Source organism: Nocardia sp. CA-136227 (assembly GCF_050955695.1).
Lineage (GTDB): Bacteria > Actinomycetota > Actinomycetes > Mycobacteriales > Mycobacteriaceae > Nocardia.
In genome coordinates this window covers 7,436,853-7,456,118 of sequence record NZ_CP192081.1, presented here as the reverse complement: position 1 = coordinate 7,456,118, position 19,266 = coordinate 7,436,853, and the positions used below count along the sequence as shown (strand labels likewise).

Genomic DNA, 19,266 nt, shown 5'->3' with positions numbered 1-19,266 from the left:
GGCCGTTAGGCTCGCTCAGGTGAGTGAGGCGCAGGCGGTGTCCAGCGGGTCCGGGGAAACGAGTCAGGTACGGCGGCGCGACGTGGAGGCTGTGCACCCGCTCGTCCGGCAGACCGCGGAGTGGTGCTGGCGGCTGCTCATCATTCTGGCGGCGGTGGTCGCGGTCGCGTACCTGGCGCGGCGGCTGTCGACGGTGACGATTCCGATTTCCATCGCGCTGCTGGGCGCGGCTCTGATGGCGCCGCTGGTCAATTGGATGCAGCGGTTCGGGGTGCCGCGGGCCATCGGGGTGCTGGTCGCGCTGATCGGGTCGCTCGGGATCCTGGCCGGGATCATGACCTTCGTCGTGGAACAGTTCGTCTCCGGTGTGCCGCAGCTGTCCGACGAGTTCAAGACCTCCGTGCACCAGGTCCAGGACTGGCTGATCAACGGGCCGCTGCACCTGAGCAACGATCAGATCCGCAATGCGGGCGACACCATCGTCAAGACCGTCGAATCCAACAAGGACGCGCTCACCAACGGGGCGCTCACCACCGCCACGGTCATCGGCGAGTTCTTCACCGGCACCTTCCTGACGCTGTTCATCCTCATCTTCTTCCTCTACGGCGGCGACCAGATCTGGGAGTTCTGCACCCGCATCGTCCCGGCCGCGCACCGCTCCAGGGTGCGGGAGGCCGGCCGGCTCGGCTTCGGCACCCTCACCGGCTTCGTCCGGGCCACCGTGCTGGTCGCGGCAGTGGACGCCATCGGCATCGGCGCGGGCCTGGCGATTCTCAATGTGCCGCTGGCGCTTCCGCTGGCCTCGCTGGTCTTCATCGGCGCGTTCATCCCGATCGTGGGTTCCTTCATCGCGGGTTCGGTGGCGGTATTCATCGCGCTCATGACCAAGGGCCTGGTCACCGCGCTCATCGTGCTGGGCATCACGGTCGCGGTCATGCAGCTGGAAGGCCATGTGCTGCAACCACTGCTGATGGGCCGCGCGGTGCGCATCCACCCGCTGGCCGTGGTGCTGGCCATCGCGGCGGGTGTGGTGCTGGCCGGGCTCGCGGGCGGTCTGCTGGCGGTGCCGTTCGTGGCCGTGGTCAATACCGCCATGCGCTCGCTGCTCGCCGATTCGCCCGAGGAGGCGTATCAGGAACTGCACACCGGCGATCCGGACCAACCCATGTACGCCGCCAAACCCGACGGTCCCGACGGCCGAGCGGTCACGGAGGACTGAGTGGGGCGCGGGACCGAACCGGTGCCGGGCGGGACCGGGCCCGATCCCGCCTGGGCCGCCACCGCGCCGCTGTGGCGGGCGGTGCAGGCCTTCCGGCTGGTCACCCTGCTGTACGCGGTCGGCCAGCAGGTGGCCTCGGTCCCGCACTACACCAATCAGCGGCTCAGCTGGGCGCTGATCGCGGTCATGGCGGTGTGGTCGGGCATCTCCGCGATCCTGTTGTCGCAGTGGCGGATCCGCAACGAGCCGCGGGTGCGTACCGGGGTGGTGATCGGCGACCACGTGGTGGTGATCGCCCTCATCTTCGCCACCCGGCTGGTCGCCCCGTACGACTGGTACCACGGCCATCAGACCCTGCCCACCACGCTGTGGGCCGCCAATGCCGTGGTCTCCGCGGCGATCCTGTGGGGGCCGTTCGGCGGCATCTGCTCGGGGCTGGTGGTCTCCGCCGCCGTCATCACCGCTCGCGCCCAATGGGATGTCGACGTCTGGCGCGACGCCACGCTGCCGGTGCTGATCTCGGTGGGCCTGGCCCTGGGCCTGGCCTCCAACACCGCCCGCCGCGCCCACGAGCAGCTCCAGCGGGCAGTCCGGCTCACCGCCGCCGCCCAGGAACGCGAACGCCTGGCCCGTCAGGTGCACGACGGCGTCCTCCAGGTGCTCAGCTACATCAAGCGGCGCGGGCACGAGATCGGAGGGCCGACAGCGGAACTGGCGCAGCGGGCGGGGGAGCAGGAGGTCGCCCTGCGGGTGCTCATCTCCGAACAGGGCGAACCCGCCGACGTCAGCGGGGTGGACGAGGATCTGCGTCCCCTGCTCACCGCGCAGACCACGCCGTCCGTCTTCGTCTCCACGCCCGGCGATCCGGTGCTGCTCGGGCACTGGGCGGCCCGCGAGGTCGCCGCGGCCGTCGCCGCCGCCTTGGCGAATGTGGTCCAGCACGCCGGACCGGGCGCGAAAGCCTATGTGCTGCTGGAGGATATGGGTGACGAGCTGATCGTGAGCGTGCGCGACGACGGTCCGGGCATTCCGCCCGGGCGGCTCGTGGAGGCCGAAGGGCAAGGGCGCATGGGTGTTTCACGCTCCATCATCGGCCGGGTCGCCGCGCTCGGCGGCACCGCGCAGCTGCTGTTCGAAGCGGCGCCCGAGGACGGCGACGAGGGGGCGGGCGCGGAATGGGAGTTCCGGATTCCCGTCGAACGGCCACAATGAGAGCGGAGGCGGACATGAGCGAAGCGGCGGACCGGATCACCGTGATGGTGGTCGACGACCACCCGATCTGGCGCGACGGCGTCGCCCGCGACCTGGCCGAGGCCGGATTCGACGTGGTCGCCACCGCCGACGGCGTGCGCTCGGCCGGCGCCCGCGCCGCCGCCGTCCGCCCGGTCGTCGTGCTGATGGACATGCAGCTCCCCGACGGTAATGGCGCCGACGCCACCGCCGAGGTGCTGCGGGTCTCCCCGGGCACCCGGGTGCTGGTGCTGTCCGCGTCGGCCGAACGCGACGACGTGCTCGACGCCATCAAGGCCGGGGCCACCGGCTACCTGGTCAAGAGCGCCTCGGCCGCCGAACTCCTCGACGCCGTGCACGCCACGGCCGCCGGACAAGCGGTGTTCACCCCCGGCCTGGCCGGGCTGGTCCTCGGCGAATTCCGCCGCATCGCCAACACCCCCGCCGACCGCGACGAACCCCATCGGCCCGCGCTCACCGACCGCGAGACCGAAGTGCTGCGGATGGTGGCGAAAGGCTTGTCCGCCAGGCAGATCGCGACCCGGCTGGGCCTGAGCCACCGCACCGTCGAGAACCACGTGCAGTCCACGCTGCGCAAACTCCAGCTCGGCAATCGCGTCGAACTGACCCGGTACGCCATCGAACAGGGCCTCGAATAGGGGGATCGGTTCAGGGATTGCCCTGATGCGGTGACCGGCTCGGGCTCGCTAGCCTCGAAGACATGGGAGGTCCTGAAGCGGTTTCCGCGCTCGAGACCGGCACCGTGATCGGCGACCGGGATCTACGGGTATCTGATGTAGAACGCGAACATGTCGGCCGGCTGCTGCAGCGAGCGGTCGGGCTGGGCATGCTGTCGCTGGGGGAATTCACCGAGCGCATGGACACCGCGCTCGCGGCCAAGACCCGCGGCGAACTCAACGCGGTGCTGATCGATCTGCCGGGGGTCCGGCTGGTCGGGCAGCCTGCCCCCGCCGCACCGCACTATGTACCGCCGCAGCCCCGATTCGTGGCCGGGCCGCCGCGCCTGCCGCAACCCGTGCCCGGCAATGTGATTCGGGCGCGCATGTCGAGCGTGCACCGCAGGGGCGTCTGGCACGTGCCGCCCAGTCTCGTGCTGAACAGCATGATGGGCAGCGTGCACCTGGACTTCACCCAGGCCGTCATGTCCACCCAGGTGGTGGAGATCCACGTGAACGACACCTGCAGCTCGCTGGAGCTCATCCTGCCCGCCGAGGCGACCGTGGACCTCAATGCCATCGACCTGATCGGGTCCAGCGCCAACACCAAGGTGCGCAGCGGGCCGCCGATGGGCCCGCTGCACATCATCGTGCACGGGAGCCTGCGGTTCAGCTCCGTCACCGCCAAGCACCCGTTCGGGACCAACTGGAAGCGCTTCCTCAACGGGGCGTGAACCGGTCGGCGGGAGCCGGAGCCGGACGGTAGGGTCACGCGCATGGTGGAAGGCGTCCCGGCCCCCGAGGCAGTGCATCGAACCGGCCGCGGCGAACCGTTGCTGCTGTTGCACGGCGTGCTGCTCACCTGGCAGTCCTGGGGCGGCGTACTCGACGACCTGGCCGCGAGCCACACCCTGCTCGCCCCCACCCTGCCCGGGCACTGGGGCGGACCCGAGGCCGCGCGTCCCGCCACCGTGACCGCACTCGTCGACCACTGCGAGCGGCTGCTCGACGAATCCGGTTGGGACACGGTCCATATCGCGGGCAACTCGCTGGGCGGCTGGATCGCCCTGGAACTCGCCGCCCGCGGCCGGGCTCGCTCCTGCACCGCCATCGCACCCGCCGGGCTGTGGCGCACCCCCGCCGCCGCGGACTCGCTGCTGCGCCGGTTCCGTGCCTTCGGGCCGCTGATCGGGCTGGGCCCCGGCCAGCAGCCGACCATGCCGTCGTTATTGCGCAGTCTGCTGTTGCCGCTGCTCGCCTACCGCCCGGCCGCCGTGCCGAATCCGCTCGCCAAGGCCATGACCGCGGCCATCACCGAATGCGCCATCGTCGACGACCTCGCGACCGACCCCGAGCTGCCCGTCGGCTTCACCGGCCTGGCCGAGCTCGACGTCCCCACCACGATCCTGCTGCCCGAACACGACCGGGTGCTGCCGCCGCACGTCTACGCGCCGCTGACCCCCACCGCGGCCGTGCGGATCCGTCCGCTCCCGGACCTGGGGCACGTCCCCATGCTGGAAGCCCCCGACCTGATCACCGCCGAGATCACCGCGACCATCGCGCGGGCCGCCGCCCACTCCGCCTGACCGCTCGGCCGCGACTCGCGTAGTAATCGCCCGCCGCCCGGGTGTTTCTACTCATGTGGCAGAACCCGCAGGTCGGGAGCATTGCGGGCATGAATCCCGCCATCGATCCCCGCCTGATCGCGCGGCTGTCGACCGAATTCACCTCGCTCGGCGAGCACCTGAACGTCCTCGGCCGCGACCTCGACACCCTGCACACGCAGGTCCTCGCCGAAACCATGCGAACCGCGGCACAGACCGCGACCGGCACGGGCATTGCCGGGGCGGGCGGGCCTGAGGCCCCCTCGACCGTCTTCGCCACGGAACAGCGGCCGGAACAGGGCGTTCCTGGCGCACTTGGCGGAGTTGCCGCGGCTGAGCTGGGCGGACAGTCCGTTCAGGGGAATGTTCCGGCGGGGCATGAGGTTCCGGCCTGGAATGCGCCGGGGTCCGGTCCGGCCGGAGCTGTGCCCGTGTGGGCGCACCCGCCCGTGGGTGTGCCGGGATGGCCTGCGCAGCAGGGGGTTCCGATTCCGCCCGCCCCCGGCTGGATCCCGCCCGCAGGACCGACGGGAATGCCTGGGGGGCAGCCTGTTCCGGGTCCGGCCGGCGCGGCTCGGCCGGGGTGGGCTGGCCCGGGTGCACAGCCTATGTCGCCGATGCCCGGGTTGCCGCAGCAGCGGCGCGTGGTGGCCGGGCGGCCGGTGCGGGAGCCGTGGTGGCAGCGGGAAGGCGTGATCAGCCGGGTGCTGGCCGTGGCCGGGGTGGCGGTCACCTTGATCGGCGTGGTCATGCTGCTGGTTCTGGCGGCGCAGGCCGGGTTCTTCGGACCGGTGCCGAGAGTTGTTGCCGGTGGTCTGTTCTCGGCCGTTCTGGTGGGGGTCGGGGCGCGGGTGTTCGCCAAGCCGGGCGGCCGGGTCGGGGGAATCGCGTTGGCGGCCACGGGTATCGCCGGGGGATATCTGGATGTGGTCGCCATGACCACGATGTACCGGTGGCTGGATCCCGTTGTCGGGTACGTGGTGGCGTTCGGGATCGCCGCCGGGGGCGTGGCGCTCGCCATGCGGTGGAACTCCCAGGGCCTGGCCGTGCTGGTCACGGGCGGGGCGGCGGTGCTCGCGCCGTTCGTGTCGACGGAATTGATGCTGCTGGTCGGCTTCCTGATCGTGTTGCAGATCGCCGCTCTGCCGGTGCAGTTGGTGCGGGATTGGCCGTGGCTGCACGTGATTCGGACGATTCCGGCGGTGCTGGTGACCTTGCTCGCGGTGGTCGGCACGGCTCTCGATTCGGGTGCGGGGCCGGACCGGTATCAGGCGCTGGCCGCCGCGATCGTCATCGCGGTGACCGGGCTGGCCGGTGCGGTGCTCGCCGGGCGGCTGCGGGCGGGCGACGTGACCGCGAGCCTGAGCTTCGGCGCGGCGACCGTGCCGATGCTGGCCGCGCCCGTCCTGTTCTCCGGGCGCACCGGGCCGACGGTGCTGGCCGGCGCTGTCGCGGCGGTACTGCTGCTGGTCGCGGCGGTGCCGTGGGTGCCGAAACTCGGTGCCGCCGTCCGGATTCCGGGGCACCTGGCCGTGGTGTCCGCGCTGGCCGGTGCGGTCGCGCTGCTGGAGGCGTGTGTCGGCGTGACCGAGGTGCAGACGCTGCCGACGGCGCTGTTCGTGGTCGCCATGGGCTTCCTGGCGGTGGCCGGACAGCGGCGGTCGCGGTTCGCGGCGGCGCTCGGCGCGGCCTACGGCGGGCTGGGCGCGCTCGCCTTCCTGTTCCGCGCCGACCCGGCCACGCTGGCCGGGCAGTCGGAAGCCGAAGCTCACCTGGGTATTTCGACCGCGTTGTCGGCGGTGTTCCTGCTCGCGGTGCTGGCGGTCGCGGCCTGGACCGCGCGTCGCCTGGGCCTGCTGGACCGGGAGTCCGACGCCGCCGTTCTGTCGGTGTTCGCCGGGATCGCCGGGCTGTACGCGGTGACCGCCCTGACCGTGTCGCTCGGCGTCGCCACCGGCAGTCGCGACGGGTTCCTGGCCGGACACGGTATCGCCACGGTGATCTGGATGGCCGCGGCCACCGCCGCCCTGCTGTTCGGCCTGCGCCGCCTCTCGCGCAAGTCGCCGCAGGCGAAGGTGGCGCTGGTGGCGGGCCTGCTGCTCACCGGTGCGGCCCTGGCCAAGCTGTTCCTGTTCGACCTGGCCACCCTGGCCGGACTGCTGCGCGCGGCCGCGTTCCTGGTGGTGGGTGTACTGCTGCTGATGGTCGGCACCCGCTACGCGCGGGCCTTCGCCGACCTGAACGCCCGCACCTAGGGCGGTGAAAAAGGAAGGCCCGGCCGAGAATTCGGCCGGGCCTTCCCGCGTCGCTTCGCGTCAGTCGTCGTTCTGGCGACGCAGCAGTTCGTTGACGCTCACCTGCCGCCCCTCACCACCGCGGTGCTTGGCGTCGTCCTCGTCCGGGTTGCCGGGGCGGCGACGGGAGGTGCGCAGATCCGACATCCACTGCTCGATGCTGCTGCGCCCGGGGCCGTCCTCGGGCTGCTCACCGGCCGCGTGATGCGTCGGATGGTGTTCCGCGGGAGCGGCTTCCGGCGCGGGCTGCTCGCCTTCCGGCTGCGGCTGGTACAGCTGGGCCCGGGTCGCCGGATGCGGCGCGATCTTCGGCGTCGGCGGCGGGAGCACCCGCTCGGACCCGACCGTGGACGTGGGCGGTGTCGCCTCGGGCTGCGGCGCCGGCGGTGCGGGCTGCGAGATCGACGGCACCGAACTCGGCGGCGTGACCGGCGCGGGCGGGGGCGTGAAACTCACGTCCTGGCTGTACGCCTGGCTCGCGGCGGGCTGTTCGGGCTTGCGCTGCGGCAGGCCGGGGGCGGAACCGCGTGCGGGCGAGGCGAAGTCGCCGATCGGGGTCACCGGACCGCGGGGCGCGGCGGACTCGGCGGGTCCGGCCGGGGCGACCGGCGGGACGGAACCGAAATCGGTGGTCGGCGCTTCCGCGGCGGCCGTGCTGATCACCCGGCGCGGGGCCAGCGGCGGAACCGACTCCACGGGCGCGCCATAGGTCTCCGACGCGGTGCCGAAGGTCTCCACCGGCGGGTTGAAGGTCGCCTCGGTACTGGGTTCGCTGATGCCCGCGGGCTTGGCGAAGGCGGGGGGCGCGGTGGTCGACGGCGTGACGCCGAAGCCGGGACGGACTGTGGCGGAAGGGAATCCGGTCGGGGGGCGCACCGGTTCCGGAGCGGGCGCGACGCTCTCCGCCTGCTGCGCGGTGTTCTCCGGCGGCTGCGGAGTGTTGTCGGCGGGCGGCGTGGACTCGGCCGGCGTCACCGTGTCGATGCGCTGGGTCGGGGCCTCGCTGTCCACGTCGACGGTGCGGCGCGGGCGCGGCTTGCGCGGGCGCGCGGGCGTGGAACCGTCGGAGACGATCGGGATCTGCATGGTGACCGGGTCGGTGATCGGGGTGGTCTTGACCAGGTCCACCACCTCGCCGCCGCCGGGCCGCTCGTCGTCGAGGATGGGCTCGCCCAGGCCGATCTTCTGCTGGACCTTCTTCATCCACTTGGGCGCCCACCAGCAGTCGTCGCCGAGCAGCTTCATGGTGGCCGGGACCAGCAGCATGCGCAGCACGGTCGCGTCGATGAACAGCGCCGACACCATGCCGTAGGCGATGTACTGCATCATCACCAGGTCGGAGAACGCGAACGCGCCCGTCACGACCAGCAGGATGAGCGCGGCCGCGGTGATGATGCGACCGGTCTGCGCGGTGCCCGCGCGCACCGCCTCGGTGGTGCTCGCGCCTTGCGTGCGCGACTCCACCATGCGGGAGAGCAGGAACACCTCGTAGTCGATGGACAGGCCGTAGACCACGGAGATGATCAGCACCAGCACCGGCGACATGATCGGCTGCGGCGTGAAGTTCAACAGGCCCGCACCGTGACCGTCGATGAAGATCCAGGTCAGGATGCCGAGCGTGGACCCCAGGCCGAGCGCGCTCATCAGCGCCGCCTTGATGGGCAGCACCAGCGAGCCGAAGGTGAGGAACATCAGGATGGTGGTCACCAGCACCACCAGCGCGATCATCAACGGCATGCGGTCCAGCAGCGCGCTGATCGAATCCTGTTCGATGGCGGGCTGACCGGTGATCATCATGTCGACGCCCTCGGGCACCTCCATGGCGCGCAGCGCCTCGATGGCGGCGGCCTTGTCCGCGCCCTTCTCCAGGCGGCCTTCCGAGACCCACACGTTGGAGCCGTTCGGCGGCTTCGACGGGATCTGGAACTTGCCGTTGGACAGCAGGCCGGGCGTGCTCGCGTTGGCCTCACTGATCAGCGGTCCCACACTGCGCGACTCGTCGGTGATGATGACCAGCTGCAGCGGATCGGACTTGCGCATCGGGAACACTTCGTCGAAGTGCTGCTGCGCCAGTCGGGTCGAATTGTCCGGCGGGAGATAGGTTTCCGAGATACCGCCGAACTGCAGGTTCTTCACCGGGATGATGAGCAGCAGCAGGCCGATGGTGATCGGGATGGCCACCTTCAGCGGGTGCTTCATCACCCACGCGGTCATCCGGCCCCAGAAGCCGTTCTCGATCTGCTCGGTGGTCTTCTCCTTGCGGAAACGCTTGAGGCCCAGGGCATCCACGCGCGGCCCGAGAATGGACAGCAGCGCCGGCAGGACGGTGATCGCGGAGATCGCGGCCAGTGCGACGGTCGCGATGGTGCCGTAGGCCACGGACTTCAGGAAGCCCTGCGGGAACAGCAGCATGCCGGCGCTGGCGGCGATGATCATGGTCGCCGAGAAGATGACCGTGCGGCCGGCGGTCTGCACCGTGCGCCGCACCGCCGATTTGGTGTCGTAGCCGTCGGCCACTTCCTCTCGGAAGCGGCTGACTATGAACAGGCCGTAGTCGATGGCCAGGCCCAGGCCGATCATCGAAACCACCGGGGAGACGAACGAATTCACCTCGGTGAACTTCGTGATCCCCATGACGATGCCGTTCGCGCCGAGCACGGTGAGGCCACCGATGATCAGCGGCAGCGCGGCCGCGACGACACCGCCGAAGATGAAGAACAACAGCACCGCGACCACCGGAATCGCGATGATCTCCATGCGCTTCTGGTCCTGCGCCATGGTGTCGTTCAGGGTGCCCGCGATCGGCTGCATGCCGCCGACCTCGACCGTCACGTCCGGAACGGTGAAGGCGTTCTTCACATTCCGGTAGTTGCGCATGATCTCGGTGTCGTTGTCGCCCTTGATGGCGACCGTCGCGAAGGCGTGCTTGCGATCCGGGCTCACCGCCTGCGCCAGCTGCTGACCGGTCTCGGTCTTCCACGGCGACGCGTTGACCTGCGTGATCTCCGGGTGCTGCTTGGGCAGGTCGTTCAGGGACTGGATGACCTTCTGACTCCACGCCGGATCGTCGACGGTCTTGCCGTCGGGCGCGGTGTACAGCAGGACCACGTCGCTGTTGTGGTCGCGGTTGTAAACCTTGTCCTTGAGCTGCGCGGCCGCGGTCGACTCCGAGGTCGGGTCGTCCCATCCGCTGGAGCTGAGATGGTCCTCCAGCCCGAACCCGAACGCTCCCAACGAGAGCAGTGCGGCGACGACCACACCCAGGACGGTGTAGCGCAGCTTGTAGACCAGGTCGCCCCAGCGGGTGAACACTAAGCGACTCCTTGAGCGGGGCGGGAGGTGAGCAGGGCCGACAGCGGCCGGAACGGCTGCAGCCACGCACCCTCGTCGGGCAGCGAGTCGAGGCTGACCCTGGGCAGCGGTTCACGGAACACGCCCGGGATGTCCTCGAGGTCGATGAATTCGAGAATATCCGACGTGACGGCCCAACTCGCGTGCTCGCGGAAACCCAGTACCTGAACAGGCACGCCGGAAGCGGCGATCTCCTCGAGGGGCGCGCGGAACGCCTGCCCGTCGGCGGAGGCCACCATGATCCCGGCCAGTCCGGCGCCGCGGCGGCGTAGCTCGATGTGGCCGAGCATGTCGCTGTCCACATCGGAGTCTTCGTCGATCTTGGGTTTGGCGAAGACGGCGTAGCCGACATTGCGCAGTGCCTCGACCCAGGGTCGCACCACATCGGCGGTGCCGGGGGCGATATTGGTGAAGACGGTGGCCTCGGGCTCCACCCGGGTGGTGCTGCCCACCGACAGTTCGGCGGTGCGGGCCAGCAGCCAGCGGCCCAGCGCGTCGAAGCGCGGGCGGTAGGCGGCGGTGGGGCGGCCGCCGAGGATGGCGCCCAGGCCCATATCGAGATTCGGTGCATCCCAGACCAACAGCACGCGGCGTACGTCGGTGGCGGTGCCGCCAATGGCTACGGCTGCGTTGCCGTGGAGCCCGGTGGTGCCCTGTAGTCCGGTCGAGTCGCCGCCGTGCATTATTCCGGCAACTTCCGCGACCTCCGGGGTCATCTCACTGACGCTCATGATTCGATCTTCCCCCAGATGAACTCGGTGATGGCGCTACCCGCGCGGAGTCCTTTGTTTTCGAACTTGGTAATCGGACGTTCGAAACCAATCGGTGCCTTGTTTCGATACGCCTCGGGGTCCCCACCGGTGGGCTCGTTCATGCCGATGAGCTGGGGTTCCGCATTGCCGTACAGGCCGATCCACTCCGCGTAGTCCGCGTGGTCGGTCGCGACATGCAACACGCCGCCCGGAATCAGCCGACTTGCGATGAGTGCGAAGGTTTCCGGCTGCAACAGCCGCCGCTTGTGATGGCGGGCCTTGGGCCACGGGTCCGGAAAGAACACGCGCACGCCCGTCAGCGATTCGGGAGCAATCATATTTTCCAGGACATCCACGGCATCGCCGCGCAGCAGCCGGAGATTGTCGATCCCCTCCCGCTCCACCCGCTGCACCAACTGGGCCAGACCCGGCTTGTAGACCTCGATGCCGATCAGGTTGAACTGCGGCTCGGCCTGCGCCATGGCCGCGGTGGCCGTGCCGGTGCCGCAGCCGATCTCGATGATCAGCGGGGCCGAACGGCCGAACCAGGCCTCGGCGTCCAGCTTTTCGTCGGATACGTCCTTGCCGATCACCGGCCACACCCGATCCCAGGCGTCCTGGCGGGCGGGCGACACCGCGCCGCGGCGGGCGCGGAAGCTGGTGACCCGGGGATAGAGCCGGTTGCCGCCCACGGGGCGCTCGCGGCCGGCGGTCTGCTCCGACTCGGCGGCGGGGTTCTCCGGGTGACCGGGGTCACCGGCGGGGTCGGCGGACCGCGGCCCGGGAGCTGGCTCGGCAGAGGGGTTCGCGGCGTCGTTCACGGCGTCCATTGTCCAGTATTCGATCCTTAGCGCAGCAATCGACCACGGGTTCCGACGGCCAAGATCAATCCGGCTGCCAGGCCGGACGCCACACCGGACACGCCGCCGCGACCACGCGCGATGACGACCGCACGGTGACTCACCTTGCGGTAGTTGCCATTTCCACCACCTCTCGAGGGTGCGTTCGAGCCCGTTTCCCCGACCGCGCGGTCTTGATTGTGAGTTCCGTGAGAGTTTTCCGCCCCCACCTCCGCATCCGCCCGCTACGCTGCCCGCGTGCCGCCCCGGCGAACGCCGCGCATCCAGGTCACCGGCCGCGCCCGCGCCGGAAAAACCACCCTCTGCCGCGCCCTGTCCCTGCTCGCCGCCGAGGAAACCCGCCCGATCGACCGTCCCGGCCGTCCGAACCCCACTCTCGACGCCGATCTTCTCCTCTATGTCCTCCCCGGCCGGGCCGACGCAGCCGACCGCCGCCTGCTCGCCACCCTCCCGCCCGACCGCACCCTGGTCGTCCTCAACAAGGCCGATGCCATCGGCGTGCGCTGGTCCGACGCGGCCACCGCGGCCGAAGCGCTCGCCTCGGACCTCGATCTCCCCGTCTTCCCCGTGGTCGCCACGCTGGCCGCCCACACCCGCTCGGGCACCCTCACCGACGCCGACCTGAACACACTGCGCCGCCACCGCGACGATCCGGACCCGCCCCTCACCCTCTCCCACGACCTGTTCGCCGCCCCGGACCTCGCCCCCGATCCCGAAGCCCGCCGCGCGCTACTCGACCGCTGGGATCTCCACGGCGTCTCGTGCGCTCTGACCGCCCTGCGCCACGCTCCAGAGCTTCCCGTACGGCTCCTCCTGCAGATCCTGCACTGCGCCAGCGGAATCGACCCGCTCCACCGCGAACTGCACCGCCGCTACGAAGCCGCCGCCATCGGCCGGTGAACCTCCCGCGGCCAAGCCGACCACACCCCCTGGAACGAATCAGCGGTGTTGATGCCAGCACCGCGCCCCGACGATGCACCGCTTCCCGAGCCGAAGCCGGACGCCGCACGTCCGGATACCGGCCTCGAATTGCCGCCGCCGGTACGTGTTTCGGCGACTCCGGAACGACAACCGATAAAGGAGCCTGGTTCCGGCTCGTTCGGCGGTGGGCTGGAGCTGCCTCCGCTGTCCAGGGTGACGGCCACAGAGTCGTATCAGTTGTCGGCAGGTCACCGCGCCGCTGATGCCGCCTCGCCGGACGTGGTCTTCGGTATCGCTCCGGGCGTGGCCGATGCGGCGGTGTCGACCGCGTGCAGGCCGGCCGGGCTGTCCGAAGCAGTGGAAGCCATTGTCATGCGCTGGAATCCGCACGGTCTCGCGTTGCTGCGTGGAATGGCCGCACCGGGGAAGGCCGCGGCGGTCGCGCTCATCGGCGGTGACGAATCGGCGGCGTTGCGGGTGGAGCTGGCCCGGTTCCGGCCGCACATCGATCTCGTCGGCGGTGACCCGGCTCGTTCGCATCGGGTAGCGCTCGTCGTACTCGATGCCGGTGTCCTCATCGGGGAGGAGCTGCTGGGCCGGGTACGGGGGTTGTGTGCCGACCGGACGCGGATCGTGTTCGCACTGGATGGGATTCACGCGCATCGCGAGTGGCGAGAGGTGCGGAAGCTGGATTCGGAGCTGCTGGCCGAGGTGGGTGGCGGCGGGGAGGAGATCGTGCCGGTGTCGGCGCGGATGGCAGCGGTGGGGCGCGCGGCGGGAGATGCGGCGCTGGTGGACCGCTCGGGGGTGGGGTTGTTGCACGCGCGATTGGTGGCGGCGGCCGGGGCGGGCGCGGCCGGGGATCAGGTGGCGATCGTGCGGGAGCGGGTGCTGGCGGAGACGCGGCGGCGGATTCGGGGGCAGTTGGCGAAGGTGCGGGACGGCGGGGACGTGGCGGGGTTGCGGGCGGAGCGGGCGCGGTTGCTGGCGGTGGGGGACGGGGGTCGCGGGGCGGCGATGAGCGTGGTGCGGAATCGGGCGCAGTTGGCTCGGGTGGAGCTGTTGCACGAGGTGGGGGCGCGGATTCGGGGGTTGCACGGGGAGTTGCGGGATGAGATCGACGGGTTGGCGCGGAATGCGCTCACCGAATTTCCGGCGCGGGTCGGCGAATGTGTGGAAAAACTCACACGGGAGATGGATCGGTCGATTCGGTCCCGGATCGGCGAATTGTGCCGCCAGGTCGAGGAATCCGTCGCGGAGGAATGGCATATATCTTTTCCGGCCCCGGCGGACCGGGTGTCGCGGGCCGCGCCGACGCCGGGACCGCGGCCGCGGGGCGTGGAGGACCACCTGGTGCTGGTGCTGGGGGCCTCGGCGGGGTTCGGGCTGGGGCGGCTGCTGGTGACGCCACTGGCCCTGTTGCAGGCCTTCGATTACGCGATCATGCCGATCAGTCTGGTCCTGGGTGCCGCGGGCGCGGGCTGGGTGGTGCGCGCCCGCCGACGCCTCGCCGAGGGCGCTCACCTGCGGCAATGGGTCGCCGACGCGCTGGTCGACGCCCGCGCGGGACTGGAACAGCGGGTCGCCACCGCCCTGGTGGACGCCGAGGAGCGGCTCACCGACGGGGTGCTCGGCAGTGCCGCCGCCCGCATGGTGGAAACCGATTCGCGGGTCGGTGAATTGGAGGCGCAATTGCGGCACGCGGCGCAGCGGCGACCCGCGCTCGTGCAGGCATGCGAACGTGACCTGGCCGCACTCGAATTCGGATAATGGCTGGTCGGAGGTTTCGACCCGGTACCGACTGGACAACCCGATTCCGTACAGCGCGATATATGGCGTTAACCTCTATGGCAGGAACCAGGGCATCCGCCGAGTTCCTGTACGTGCGTCCAGCCGGTATGGGCGCGCGTGCGGGACCGACGGGAGCCTTGCCGCAATTGGTGGCACTCGGTGTCGCGAGCCGCGCTCCTCGGCTCGATGTTCATCGGGGCCGCCCATCTCAGGAGAGTTTTCATGACCTCAGCGACCATTCCTGGTCTTCACGATGGCACCGCGCCCACCGAGCACAAGGAACTGCTTGCCTGGGTACAGGAGGTCGCAGAACTCACCCAGCCCGACCGCGTGGTCTGGTCGGATGGGTCCGAAGAGGAAGCGGCCCGTCTCTCCGAGCAGCTGGTCGCCGCGGGCACCTTCAAGAAGCTGAACGAGTCGAAGAAGCCCAACTCGTACCTGGCGCTCTCCGACCCCTCCGATGTGGCCCGCGTCGAATCGCGCACCTACATCTGCTCCAAGAACGAGGCCGACGCCGGTCCGACCAACAACTGGGTCGACCCGGCCGAGATGCGCGCCACCATGACCGAGCTGTACCGCGGCTCCATGAAGGGCCGCACCATGTACGTGGTGCCCTTCTGCATGGGCCCGCTCGGCGCCGAGGACCCCAAGCTGGGCGTCGAGATCACCGACTCCGAGTACGTCGTGGTCTCCATGCGCGTGATGACCCGCGCCGGCCAGGCCGCCCTCGAGAAGCTGGGCACCGACCGCCCCTTCGTGAAGGCCCTGCACTCCGTCGGCGCCCCGCTCGCCGAGGGCCAGGCCGACGTGCCGTGGCCGTGCAACGACACCAAGTACATCACCCACTTCCCCGAGGACCGCGAGATCTGGTCCTACGGTTCGGGTTACGGCGGCAACGCGCTGCTGGGCAAGAAGTGCTACTCGCTGCGCATCGCCTCGGCCATGGCGCACGACGAGGGCTGGCTGGCCGAGCACATGCTGATCCTCAAGCTGATCTCGCCCGAGAACAAGGCCTACTACATCGCCGCGGCGTTCCCGTCGGCCTGTGGCAAGACCAACCTCGCCATGATCCAGCCGACCATCCCGGGCTGGCGCGCCGAGACCCTCGGTGACGACATCGCGTGGATGCGCTTCGGCGCGGACGGCCGACTATATGCCGTCAACCCGGAGTTCGGCTTCTTCGGTGTCGCCCCCGGCACCAACCGCAGCTCGAACCCGAACGCCATGGCCACCATGGAGGCCGGCAACACCGTCTACACCAACGTCGCCCTCACCGACGACAACGACGTGTGGTGGGAGGGCCTCGAGGGCACTCCGGACCACCTCGTCGACTGGAAGGGCAACGACTGGTTCGAGCGCGAGTCGGAAACCCTCGCCGCGCACCCGAACTCGCGCTACTGCACCCCGATGTCGCAGTGCCCGACCCTGGCGCCCGAGTGGGACGACCCGCAGGGCGTGCCGATCTCGGCCATCCTGTTCGGCGGTCGCCGCAAGACCACCATCCCGCTGGTGACCGAGTCCTTCGACTGGCAGCACGGCGTGTTCATGGGCTCGACCGTGGGCTCCGAGCAGACCGCCGCCGCCGAGGGCAAGGTCGGCACCGTCCGTCGCGACCCGATGGCCATGCTGCCGTTCATGGGCTACCACGTGGGTGACTACCTGAACCACTGGATCACCCTCGGCAAGAACGCCGACGCCCAGGCGCTGCCGAAGATCTTCTACGTCAACTGGTTCCGTCGTGGCGACGACGGCCGCTTCCTGTGGCCCGGATTCGGCGAGAACTCCCGCGTGCTGGAGTGGATCGTCGGCCGCATCGAGGGCCGCTCCGAGGCCGTCGCCACCCCGATCGGCAATGTGCCGGTCGCGGCCAACCTCGACCTCGAGGGCCTGGACGTGACGGCTGCCGATGTCGACGAGGCCCTCGCGGTCGACGTCGAGGAGTGGAAGCGCGAGATCCCCTCGATCGAGGAGTGGTTCGAGTTCATCGGCGACAAGCTGCCTTCCGGCCTGCGTGACGAGTTCGAGGCTCTGAAGGAGCGTCTGGCCTGAGACGGCCGGTGGTGGGGGCGCACGCCCCCACAACCCGATAAGGGTGAGCGGGGGTAAGCCCCCGCACCCCCACAGAACGAAAACGGCTCGCCCGCACTGATTGTGCGGGCGAGCCGTTGTTCGTTCGCCGGGCTACGTGCCCATCGGCATCAGCAGGGACTTGGTCTCGCAGTAGGCGTCCAGGCCCTCGGGGCCGTTCTCGCGGCCGATGCCGGAGGTCTTGTAGCCGCCGAAGGGCGCGCACGCGTCGAAGGCGTACCAGTTGATGGCGTAGGTGCCGGTGCGGACCTTCGAGGCGACGGTCGCGCCGTGCTCGATGTCGGCGGTCCACACCGAACCGGCGAGGCCGTAGTCGCTGTCGTTGGCGATCGCGATGGCCTCCTCCTCGGTGTCGTACGGGAGGACCGACAGGACCGGGCCGAAGATCTCCTCGCGGGCGATCGTCATGGCGTTGTCCACGTCGGCGAAGACGGTGGGCTGGACGTACCAGCCGGGCAGGCCATCGGGGCGGCCGCCGCCGCGGATCAGGCGCGCGCCCTCGTCCTTGCCCTTGGCGATGTAGCCCTCGACGCGTTCGCGCTGCGCCTTCGAGATGAGCGGGCCGAGCTGGGCGGCCGGATCGTCGGGCAGGCCGACCGGGAACAGGTCGACGGCCGCGGTGAGGGCCTCGAGGATCTCGTCGTAGCGGCTGCGGGGAGCCAGGATGCGGGTCTGGGCAACGCAGGCCTGGCCGCTGTTCATCAGGCCGGAGAAGGCCAGCTGCGGCATGGTGGCGATGTCCATGTCGGGCAGCAGGATCGCGGCCGACTTGCCTCCCAGTTCCAGCGAGCAGCGCTTGAGCTGGCTGCCGGCGATGGCGGCGATCTTGCGGCCGACGGCGGAGCTGCCGGTGAAGGTCACCTTGTCGACGCCGGGGTGCGAGACCAGGTACTCGGAGGCGTCGGCCTCGGCGGGCAGCACCGACAGCACGCCCTCGGGCAGGCCGGCCTCGGCGAAGATGTCGGCCAGCAGGTTGGCGGCCAGCGGGGTCAGCGGCGCGGGCTTGAGGACCACGCTGCAGCCGGCCAGCAGGGCGGGCGCGAGCTTGTTGATGGCGAGGAAGATGGGGACGTTCCAGGCGATGACGGCGGCGACCACGCCGACCGGCTCGCGCGAGACGCGGGTGGTGCCGAACAGGCCGGTGCGGGTCTCGGTCCAGGGGAAGGACTTGCCGAGGTTGGCGTAGAAGTCGAGGGTGGCGCGGCCGGAGACGTAGTTGAGGGTGCTGGCGGCCATCGGCGGCGCACCGGTCTCGGCGGAGAGCGCGTTGGCGAGGTCGCCTGCCTTCTGGTCCAGCAGCGCGACGGCGCGGGACAGCAGGGCGGCGCGTTCCTCCGGCGGAGTGGCGGGCCAGGGCCCGCTGTCGAAGGCCCGGCGGGCGGCGGCGACCGCGGCGTCCACGTCAGCGCGGGTGACGACGGGCACGCTGCCGACGGTCTCCAAGGTTGCGGGCGAGACGACGGGCAGGGTGTCGGGGCCGGCCGGCGCGGTCCAGCGGCCACCGATGAACAGACTCTGGAACTCCATGAGAACACGTTACAGTTTTGTGCCCCGGGTTGTCCGCGTCCCGGTGGGCAATCGTCCCGCTGGCCGGGATTTTCTTTGAAATTGGACCCCTCGGTTTCTAAGCACCCTTGTTACCGGCGAGGTAAAACGCGGTTTGAAATCTTGGTTGCCCGGCGGTGGCCTATGCTCGGGTCAGAACACCTTTCTCCACCACTTCGGTCGGTTGCTATTCCATAGCTCTTCGAAAGGTAGATCCCCCGTATGGCTGATACGCGGCTCGATGACTTCCTGGTGGATGAGTTCTCCGATACCGACTCGCCGGTGAGCAGCACCCCCATGCAGCGGGCGGCGGGTCAATTGCAGCGGGTGCTGCCGCCCGGGTGGCGGGTGGAGGTCGTGGAGGCGACCTATCCGACTGTCCGGAAAGGACAACCGGCACTGCGGCTTCTGGTTCCGGCGGACTAGCTACGCCGGACATGTAGTCGCGCAAGCACTTCCGCATACTCGTGGCAAATCATCAGCACCCTCGGCAATCGAATCCCGACCTGTCGGTTCTGTTTTCGCCGAACGCACTATTGCATTCGGCAGCCGTAGCGAGCATGCTTTATAGCTACCGTGGATAGCTCGCACGTAACATGAACAGTTACCGCACAGGGGAGTCCGAGTCATGGCGGTGCAAGTGGTCGGCAGAGCGCTGATGACCAGCGATCTCACGCCGCATCAGGCGAAAAGCGTCGGCGCGGGCGGATGGGTGGTGTCCTTCCTACCCGGCCGGACCCTCACCACTGCGCAAGCCACCGCCGCATTACTCGCGGCCGAAGCGGTTGCCGCCGTGAACGCCCTCGCCGGTCAGGTCGGCCTGACCGCGATGGAAACCGTGGGATTGGCTACCCAGGAGTCACCGTGGGGCGAACCCGAACCCTGCACCGGCCTCCGCCGGGTGTGGCGGCGCGGCGTCGCCCTCCGCTGAACG

16 protein-coding genes are annotated in these 19,266 nt (G+C 69.9%); 11 read left to right on the top strand and 5 right to left on the bottom strand.

Features of this window, described 5'->3' with window-relative positions:
• The first annotated feature begins 91 nt into the window (after positions 1-91).
• The 5 genes from ACQP06_RS34470 (at position 92) to ACQP06_RS34450 (ending at position 4,712) form a co-directional block, all read left to right on the top strand.
• Positions 92-1,219: an AI-2E family transporter gene (locus tag ACQP06_RS34470; protein WP_433673518.1), complete on the top strand. Its 1,128-nt coding sequence runs from the start codon at positions 92-94 to the stop codon at positions 1,217-1,219.
• Positions 1,220-1,240: 21 nt separating this feature from the next.
• Entirely contained in the window at positions 1,241-2,431 is a 1,191-nt protein-coding gene (macS, locus tag ACQP06_RS34465) for a MacS family sensor histidine kinase (RefSeq protein ID WP_433673517.1), read from the top strand.
• 14 nt (positions 2,432-2,445) lie between these two features.
• Positions 2,446-3,108: a response regulator gene (locus ACQP06_RS34460; RefSeq protein WP_433669258.1), complete on the top strand. Its 663-nt coding sequence runs from the start codon at positions 2,446-2,448 to the stop codon at positions 3,106-3,108.
• A 107-nt stretch (positions 3,109-3,215) separates the two neighbouring features.
• The gene (locus tag ACQP06_RS34455) at positions 3,216-3,860 is read left to right on the top strand and encodes a DUF1707 SHOCT-like domain-containing protein (protein ID WP_379272903.1); all 645 of its coding nucleotides are present in this window, start codon (positions 3,216-3,218) and stop codon (positions 3,858-3,860) included.
• A 42-nt stretch (positions 3,861-3,902) separates the two neighbouring features.
• Positions 3,903-4,712: an alpha/beta fold hydrolase gene (locus ACQP06_RS34450; RefSeq protein ID WP_433669257.1), complete on the top strand. Its 810-nt coding sequence runs from the start codon at positions 3,903-3,905 to the stop codon at positions 4,710-4,712.
• 47 nt (positions 4,713-4,759) lie between these two features.
• On the opposite strand, the gene ACQP06_RS34445 is transcribed toward ACQP06_RS34450, so the two are convergent.
• Positions 4,760-5,110: a hypothetical protein gene (locus ACQP06_RS34445; RefSeq protein WP_433669255.1), complete on the bottom strand. Its 351-nt coding sequence runs from the start codon at positions 5,108-5,110 to the stop codon at positions 4,760-4,762.
• A gap of 228 nt (positions 5,111-5,338) precedes the next feature.
• Between ACQP06_RS34445 and ACQP06_RS34440 the strand changes: the two genes are divergently transcribed.
• Positions 5,339-6,985, top strand: coding sequence for a DUF2339 domain-containing protein (locus ACQP06_RS34440; protein ID WP_433669254.1), 1,647 nt, complete (start codon positions 5,339-5,341; stop codon positions 6,983-6,985).
• A 60-nt stretch (positions 6,986-7,045) separates the two neighbouring features.
• On the opposite strand, the gene ACQP06_RS34435 is transcribed toward ACQP06_RS34440, so the two are convergent.
• The 3 genes from ACQP06_RS34435 to trmB are packed head-to-tail and all read right to left on the bottom strand — an operon-like array spanning position 7,046 to position 11,957.
• Positions 7,046-10,336, bottom strand: a complete 3,291-nt coding sequence (locus tag ACQP06_RS34435; RefSeq protein ID WP_433669252.1) for an MMPL family transporter — start codon at positions 10,334-10,336, stop codon at positions 7,046-7,048.
• Positions 10,336-11,106 carry an NYN domain-containing protein gene (locus ACQP06_RS34430; RefSeq protein ID WP_357094131.1) on the bottom strand — a complete coding sequence of 257 codons (771 nt, stop codon included), beginning with the start codon at positions 11,104-11,106 and terminating at the stop codon, positions 10,336-10,338. The genes ACQP06_RS34435 and ACQP06_RS34430 overlap by 1 nt, the downstream gene beginning before the upstream one ends.
• Positions 11,103-11,957, bottom strand: a complete 855-nt coding sequence (gene trmB, locus ACQP06_RS34425) for a tRNA (guanosine(46)-N7)-methyltransferase TrmB (protein ID WP_433669250.1) — start codon at positions 11,955-11,957, stop codon at positions 11,103-11,105. The genes ACQP06_RS34430 and trmB overlap by 4 nt, the downstream gene beginning before the upstream one ends.
• A 267-nt stretch (positions 11,958-12,224) precedes the next feature.
• Between trmB and ACQP06_RS34420 the strand changes: the two genes are divergently transcribed.
• The 3 genes from ACQP06_RS34420 (at position 12,225) to ACQP06_RS34410 (ending at position 16,748) form a co-directional block, all read left to right on the top strand.
• On the top strand, positions 12,225-12,887 hold the full coding sequence (locus ACQP06_RS34420; RefSeq protein WP_433669248.1) for a hypothetical protein: 663 nt from the start codon (positions 12,225-12,227) through the stop codon (positions 12,885-12,887).
• Positions 12,888-13,121: 234 nt separating this feature from the next.
• Positions 13,122-14,678, top strand: coding sequence for a hypothetical protein (locus ACQP06_RS34415; RefSeq protein ID WP_433669246.1), 1,557 nt, complete (start codon positions 13,122-13,124; stop codon positions 14,676-14,678).
• A 243-nt stretch (positions 14,679-14,921) separates the two neighbouring features.
• On the top strand, positions 14,922-16,748 hold the full coding sequence (locus ACQP06_RS34410; RefSeq protein ID WP_433669244.1) for a phosphoenolpyruvate carboxykinase (GTP): 1,827 nt from the start codon (positions 14,922-14,924) through the stop codon (positions 16,746-16,748).
• Positions 16,749-16,880: 132 nt separating this feature from the next.
• Here the strand turns inward: ACQP06_RS34410 and ACQP06_RS34405 are convergent, their stop codons facing one another.
• Positions 16,881-18,314, bottom strand: coding sequence for an aldehyde dehydrogenase (locus ACQP06_RS34405; RefSeq protein WP_433669242.1), 1,434 nt, complete (start codon positions 18,312-18,314; stop codon positions 16,881-16,883).
• Positions 18,315-18,554: 240 nt separating this feature from the next.
• Here ACQP06_RS34405 and ACQP06_RS34400 point away from each other — a divergent pair, with 240 nt between their 5' ends.
• Both ACQP06_RS34400 and ACQP06_RS34395 read left to right on the top strand, forming a co-directional pair.
• Complete coding sequence (locus tag ACQP06_RS34400; protein ID WP_433669241.1) at positions 18,555-18,758, top strand: hypothetical protein; 204 nt, start codon at positions 18,555-18,557, stop codon at positions 18,756-18,758.
• A 202-nt stretch (positions 18,759-18,960) separates the two neighbouring features.
• Entirely contained in the window at positions 18,961-19,263 is a 303-nt protein-coding gene (locus ACQP06_RS34395; protein ID WP_433669239.1) for a hypothetical protein, read from the top strand.
• Positions 19,264-19,266 lie beyond the last annotated feature (3 nt).